This is a genomic window from Actinomadura sp. BRA 177 (genome assembly GCF_013372625.1).
In the GTDB taxonomy this organism is placed as follows: domain Bacteria; phylum Actinomycetota; class Actinomycetes; order Streptosporangiales; family Streptosporangiaceae; genus Spirillospora.
In genome coordinates, this window is record NZ_JABXFD010000296.1 from 1 (window position 1) to 6,435 (window position 6,435).

6 protein-coding genes and 1 pseudogene are annotated in these 6,435 nt (G+C 74.1%); all 7 read right to left on the reverse strand.

The window, feature by feature from the left end; all coding sequences use genetic code 11:
* Positions 1 to 2: 2 nt before the first annotated feature.
* Positions 3 to 467, reverse strand: coding sequence for an MMPL family transporter (locus HUX53_RS41110; protein ID WP_369009200.1), 465 nt, complete (start codon positions 465 to 467; stop codon positions 3 to 5).
* A gap of 115 nt (positions 468 to 582) precedes the next feature.
* Positions 583 to 2,418, reverse strand: a pseudogene (locus tag HUX53_RS14155) (MMPL family transporter); the annotation flags it as partial.
* A gap of 121 nt (positions 2,419 to 2,539) precedes the next feature.
* Positions 2,540 to 3,697: a 4-hydroxybenzoate 3-monooxygenase gene (locus HUX53_RS14160; RefSeq protein WP_176403650.1), complete on the reverse strand. Its 1,158-nt coding sequence runs from the start codon at positions 3,695 to 3,697 to the stop codon at positions 2,540 to 2,542.
* 54 nt (positions 3,698 to 3,751) lie between these two features.
* Positions 3,752 to 4,552: an IclR family transcriptional regulator gene (locus HUX53_RS14165; protein ID WP_176403651.1), complete on the reverse strand. Its 801-nt coding sequence runs from the start codon at positions 4,550 to 4,552 to the stop codon at positions 3,752 to 3,754.
* A gap of 15 nt (positions 4,553 to 4,567) precedes the next feature.
* Positions 4,568 to 4,945 carry a 4-carboxymuconolactone decarboxylase gene (pcaC, locus tag HUX53_RS42520; protein WP_309237210.1) on the reverse strand — a complete coding sequence of 126 codons (378 nt, stop codon included), beginning with the start codon at positions 4,943 to 4,945 and terminating at the stop codon, positions 4,568 to 4,570.
* Positions 4,946 to 4,956: 11 nt separating this feature from the next.
* On the reverse strand, positions 4,957 to 5,727 hold the full coding sequence (pcaD, locus tag HUX53_RS14170) for a 3-oxoadipate enol-lactonase (protein ID WP_309237211.1): 771 nt from the start codon (positions 5,725 to 5,727) through the stop codon (positions 4,957 to 4,959).
* The coding region (locus tag HUX53_RS14175; protein WP_255205239.1) for a lyase family protein at positions 5,724 to 6,435 on the reverse strand (712 nt) is incomplete at its 5' end. The genes pcaD and HUX53_RS14175, both read right to left, overlap by 4 nt.

A 6,435-nucleotide genomic window follows, 5' to 3' on the forward strand; every position in this document is an offset into this window, starting at 1 on the left:
TATTAGTATAGTGTGTCGGTTATGGTTGTCCGTCTGGGTGTCTGGGAGTTGTGTATGAGGGCCAGTGCGTCTCGTTCGTGGTCCGGATGACGATCGGTCCGGCCGTCATGGGGGTGTCCGGCTGCGCCGCGTGGTTGCTGCCGGGGGTGTGTGCTGGTGTTGTGCCAGACGACGGCGTAGGGGGTAGGAGGCTGCGTCGTGGGCTCGGCGACGTGTCTGGGGGTCCGTCCGGCGTCGTCGTCGAGCAGATGACGAAGCCTCTCACCCTCCACGTCCACGTTGGGCACGACGCGCGCCAGCCACCCCGGCAGCCACCACGCGGCGCGGCCGGACAGCGCCATGACGGCGGGCACGATCGTCATCCGGACCACGAAGGCGTCGAAGGCGACCCCGGCGGCCAGCGCGAACCCCATCATCTTGATCATCGACTCGGGCGAGGCGGCGAACCCGGCGAACACCGCGATCATGATGACGGCGGCGGCGCTGACGACGCGGGCGCCGTGCCGGAACCCGGTGACGACGGCCTCGGTGGGGGGACGCGCCGTGCACGTGCTCCTCGCGCATCCGGGTGACGAGGAAGACCTGGTAGTCCATGGCGAGGCCGAACACCACGCCGATCAGGAAGATCGGCATCATGCTCATGATCGGGCCGGTCTCGGCGACGCCGAGCAGCCCGGCGAGCCAGCCCCACTGGAAGACGGCGACGACCGCGCCGAAGGTGGCCGCGACGGTGAGCAGGAACCCGAGCGTCGCCTTCAGCGGCACGAGCAGCGACCGGAACACCAGCAGGAGCAGGACGAACGCGAGCCCGACGACGACGGCGAGGTAGGGCGCGAGCGCCTCGCCGAGCTTGGCGGACACGTCGATCGCCATCGCGGTCTGCCCGGTCACCATGGCGTCGACCCCCGTGGCGTCGCCATGGTCGCGGATCTCGGCGACGAGGTCCTCGGTCTGCTCGGTGCTGGGCCCGCTCTTCGGCACCACGCTGAGGACGGCGGTGTCCCCGGCCTCGTTCGGCACGGGCGGGGTCACGCCGGCGACGTCCGCCATGCCCTTGACCTCGCCGGCGAACCGCTGCGCGGTGGCCGCGGCCTGGCCGCCGTCCCCCTTGACGACGACCATCAGCGGGCCGTTGAAGCCGGGGCCGAAGCCGTCGGCGAGCAGGTCGTAGGCCTTGCGCTGGCTGGTGTCGGGCGCGGCGATCTCGTCGCCGGGCAGCCCGAGCCGCAGGTCGAGGGCGGGCGCGGCGATGATCCCGAGGCCGGCGATCGCGGCGAGCAGCACCGGCAGCGGGCGGCGGGCGACGAACCGGGCCCACCGCTCCCCCGCCGGCGCCCTCCCGTTCTCCGGGTGGCCGCCGCGCAGCCCGGGGAGCCGGCCGCCGAGCACCCGGCGGCCGGCGAGGCCGAGCAGCGCGGGCAGCAGGCTGAGCGCGATGAGGACGGCGACGACCACGGCGAACGCGGCGGCGAGCCCCATCTCGGTGAGCAGCGGGATGCCGACGACCGCGAGCCCGGCGAGCGCGATGACGACGGTCAGCCCGGCGAACACCACCGCGGACCCGGCGGTGCCGATGGCCCGTCCCGCGGCCTCCTCGCCGGGCCGTCCCTCCGCCAGCTCGTGCCGGTAGCGGGAGACGATGAACAGGGCGTAGTCGATCGCGACGGCGAGGCCGAGCATCAGGGCGAGCGTCGAGGTCGTGGAGCTCATCTCGAACAGCCCGGTGGCCGCGGTGATCGCCGCCATCGCGATGCCGACGCCGAGGAGCGCGTTCAGCAGCGGCAGCCCGGCGGCGACCAGCGACCCGAACGTGATGACCAGCACGACGGCGGCGACCGCGACGCCGATGACCTCGGTGACGCTCTGCTCGGGCATGCCCTGGGTGGCGGTGCCGCCCATCTCGACCTGGAGCCCGGCGTCGCGGCCCGGCTCGGCCGCGGCGGCGAGCGCGTCCCGCATCTCGTCGGTCACCTCGATCGGCGTGACCTCGTAGGTGACCTGGGCGTAGGCGATCCGCCCGTCCTTCGACACGGCCCCGGCCCGGTACGGGTCGACGACGGAGGCGACCTGCGGGGCCGCCTTCAGCCGGCCGACGACCTGCTCGACGGCCGCCTTACCGGACGCGTCGGTGACCGTGGAGCCGGCGGGGGCGGCGAAGACGACCCGGGCGGTGGCCCCGTCCGCGGACAGCTGCGGCATCTCGTCCTCGAGCACGTCGATCGCCTGCTGCGACTCGGTGCCGGGGATCGAGAAGTCGCTGGACGTCGGGCCCTTCAGCGTGGCCGCCCCCACCCCCGCGAGCACGAGGAGCCCGGCCCACAGCAGCGCGACGAGCCTGCGCCGGCGGTAGGAGAACCGGCCGAGCCGGTACAGGAACGTGGCCAAGGAATCCCCCAGTCGGCCAGCAAACGCGGACATCTCGCCATCGACCCGTCCACGCTAGACCGAACTTGCCCAGGCGGCAAAATTTCAGAGGCTGCCAATTCGCGTGATGTGCATCTCACTGAACCGGGCACCCGCCGCCGGCCGGAGGGAGCCCCTAGAAGATCGGAAGGCCGGCGTAGTTCTCCGCCAGGGACGCCTTCGCCGCCTCCGACGCGGCCACATAGTCCAGGTGGGAGCGCTGGAGCCGCAGCTCGAAGTCGGTCGCGGCCGGGTCCACGTGCAGCAGCGTCGTCATCCAGTAGGAGAAGTGCTCGGCCCGCCAGACCCGCCGCAGGCACGCGTCGGAGTAGCCGTCCAGCGCCGTCTCCGAGCCGGAGGCGTACCGGTCGGTGAGCGCCCGCGCCAGGATGATCACGTCCGACACGGCCAGGTTGAGGCCCTTCGCCCCGGTCGGCGGGACGATGTGCCCGGCGTCGCCCGCGAGGAACAGCCGGTCGTGCCGCAGCGGCTCGGCCCCGAAGCTGCGCATCGGCGTGACCGACTTGTCGGTGATCGGGCCCTCGTGCAGCTTCCAGCCGTCGTCGGTGGCGAACCGCGTCGCCAGCTCGTCCCAGATCCGGGCGTCGGACCACCGCGCGAGGTCCTCGTCCGGCGCCACCTGCAGGTACAGGCGGCTGACGTGCGGGGAGCGCAGGCTGTGCAGCGCGAAGCCGCGGTCGTGGTTGGCGTAGATCAGCTCCTCGGTGGACGGCGCGACGTCGGCGAGGATGCCGAGCCAGGCGAACGGGTACTCCCGCTCGAACGTCCGCAGGCCGGGCACCGCCGGGCGGCTGACGCCGTGGAACCCGTCGCAGCCCGCGATGTAGTCGCAGTCGAGGGTGTGCGTCTCCCCGCCGCTGCGGAACGTGACGCTCGGCGCGGACGCGTCCAGGTCCACCACCTCGGCCTCGAAGCGCACGTCGCCGCCGTCCGCGAGCCGCCGCGCGACGAGGTCCTTGACGATCTCGGTCTGCGCGTAGACGGTGACCGTCCGGCCGGTCAGGTCGGTCAGCGGGACGCGGTGCCCCGCGCCGCCGAACCGCAGCTCCAGCCCGTGGTGGACGAGGCCCTCCCGGTCGAGCCGCGCGCCGACGCCGCTCTCGCGCAGCACGTCGGTCGTGCCCTGCTCCAGCATCCCGGCCCGCTGCCGGTGCTCCACGTAGTCGCGGTCCCGGCTCTCCAGGACCACCGAGTCGATCCCCGCCAGGTGCAGCAGGTGGGACAGCAGCAGCCCGGCGGGGCCACCGCCGATGATCGCGACCTGGGTACGCATCGAGCCTCCTCGTCGTCGGTTCACCCGGCGATGCTGGCGTGCATCGCCGCAGGTTCAAGCGCCGGTCTTCCGCTCACCGGAAAAAGCGTCGGGATCGCCGCGCCAGTGCGCCGCCACGTCCCGGGACAGGGCGCGCACCGCCGTCTTCAGCGGCGGCAGCAGCCGCCGCAGGTCGGCGCCGCGGGTGCCGGCGACCAGCGAGACGGCCGCGACCACCTCGCCCGACCCGTCCCGCACCGGGGCGCCGACCGACGCGGCGCCCAGCGTCATCTCGTCGCGGGTGAGCGCGTAGCCGGTGCGGCGGATCTGCTCCAGGTTCCGCCGCAGCTTGGCCGGGTCGGTGATGGACCGCACCGCGTGCCGGGCCAGCTCGCCGGCCAGGACCTTCTCCCGGACGTCCGGCGGCGCGTAGGCCAGCAGCACCTTGCCGACGCCGGTGGTGTGCAGCGGCAGCATCGCGCCGACCTGCGTGACGACCGGCACCGACCGGGTGCCGCGCAGCCGCTCGACGATCAGCACGTGGTCCTCGCGCAGCACGCCGAGCTGCACGTTGTCGTGCGTGGCCTCGTACAGGTCCTCCATGTGCGGCAGGGCCAGCTCGCGCAGCCCGGTGACGGCCGGGGCCTGGCTGCCGATCCGCCACAGCCGGGTGCCGATGCGGTAGGTGCCGTCCGGGACCCGCTCCAGGAACCCGCCGCCGACCAGCTCGCCGACGAGCCGGTGCCCCGTCGCCAGCGGCAGCCCGGAGCGGCGGCAGATCTCGCTCAGGTTGAGGCGGACGCCGCCCTGCGCGAAGGCGTTCAGGATGGCCATCACCTTGCCCGCCACGCTGACCGGCCGCGCGCGTTCCGCCATCTCACTCCACCCCGGTCACTCCGGCTCGTCGAGGACCCGCTGGGCGACGGCGAAGGCCGAGTTCGCGGCGGGCACTCCACAATAGATCGCCGTCTGCAGGAGCACCTCCTTGATCTCCTCGTGCGTCAGCCCGTTGCCGACGGCGGCGCGCACGTGCATCGCCAGCTCGTCCAGGTGGCCGCCGGCGACCATGGCGGTGAGCGTGACGCAGCTGCGGGTCCGGCGGTCCAGGCCGGGGCGGCTCCAGATCTCGCCCCACGCGTACCGGGTGATCATGTCCTGGAAGTCGGCGGTGAAGTCGTTCTTGCGGGCCTCGGCGCGGTCGACGTGCGCGTCGCCGAGCACCTCGCGGCGCGTCCTCATGCCCTGCGCGTGCCGCTCTCCGTCCGTCATGCGCTCCCCGGTCATCTGTCGTGTCCCTTCCATGTGCGGTCGAGGTGCGCGGTGATCTCCCTGGTGACCGCGACGGGCCGCTCGGCGTTCGCCAGGTGCGCGGCGCCCTCGATAACGGTCAGGCTGGCGCCGGGGATGCCCTCGGCGAGCCGGTCGGCGTGGCCCCGCGGCGGCGTGGGGGCGTCCTGCGCGCCGGCGATCACCAGGGTCGGCGCGGTGATCGCGCCGAGCCGTCCGGTGGCGTCGAACCCGGCCAGCGCGTCGCAGCAGGCCGCGTAGCCCTCGGGGTCGGTCGCGCGGAGCATCGCCACGTACGTCTCCGCGTGGGTGAAGGCGGGGGTGAACCAGCGTCCCGCCGCAGAGCCGGCGACCGGGCCGACGCCCTCGCGGCGGACGAGGGCGGCCCGCTCATGCCACGGCCCCGGGTCGCCGAAGCGCGCGGACGTGCAGCACAGGGTCAGGCTGGCGACACGGTCCGGGGCGCGGAGCGCGAGCGCGGTGCCGATCGCGCCGCCGAGGGACACTCCGGCGTAGGCGGCGCGCTCGACGCCGAGATCGTCCAGCAGGGCGACGATGCCGCCGGCGAGGTCCTCCACGGTGAAGGGGGCGTCCGGCGTGGGCGCGCCGCCGTGGCCGGGCAGGTCGTAGCGCAGGACGCGCCAGCCGCGGGTCAGGGCGGGCAACTGCGGGAGCCACAGGTCCATGGACGTGCCGAGGGACGGACCGAGGACGACGACCGGCGCGTCCTCGGGGCCGTCCAGGCGGTACTGCGGCGTGGTCATCGGCGGCTTCTCCGGTACGCGTCGAGGGCCTGGTCGACGAGGACGGCGGCGTTGCCGGGGCCGGGGTCGTCGCCGAGCATGTCGAGGAGATCGTCGAGGTCGGCCCGCATCAGCTCGGTGGACACCTCCAGGCCGTCCAGCAGTTCGGCGGCGGTCTCGGCGGCGCCGCCGGTCAGCCGCAGGCACTCGCGCAGCGGCAGCCACTCGGCGTGCCACTCCCCCGCCGGCCGCTCGTGCGGCGCGGCCTGCGCGGCGAGGATCACCTGCACCTGCGCCGGGACCTGCAGCGCGGCCGAGCGGATCAGGGTGGACAGCGCCGGGTTGCGCTTGTGCGGCATCGACGACGAGCCGCCCTTGCCGGCGCCCGCCGCCTCGGCGACCTCGGCCACCTCGCTCTGCGACAGCAGCCACACGTCGGTGGCGATCTTGCCGAGGGCGCCGGTGACCTGCGCCAGCGCCGCCGCGAGCGCCGCGATCGGCGTGCGGCGGGTGTGCCAGGGCAGGACCGGGCGCGCCAGCCCCGTCTCGTCGGCGTAGGCGGCGACCAGGTCGAGGGCCCGGTCGCCGAAGGCGTCCAGCGTCCCGGCGGGGCCGCCGAGCTGGACGGGCAGCGGCACGGCGGCCAGGGCCTCGCGGGCCTCCAGGCAGCCCAGCAGCCAGTTCGCGGCCTTCGCGCCGAACGTCGTCGGCACCGCGACACGCCCATAA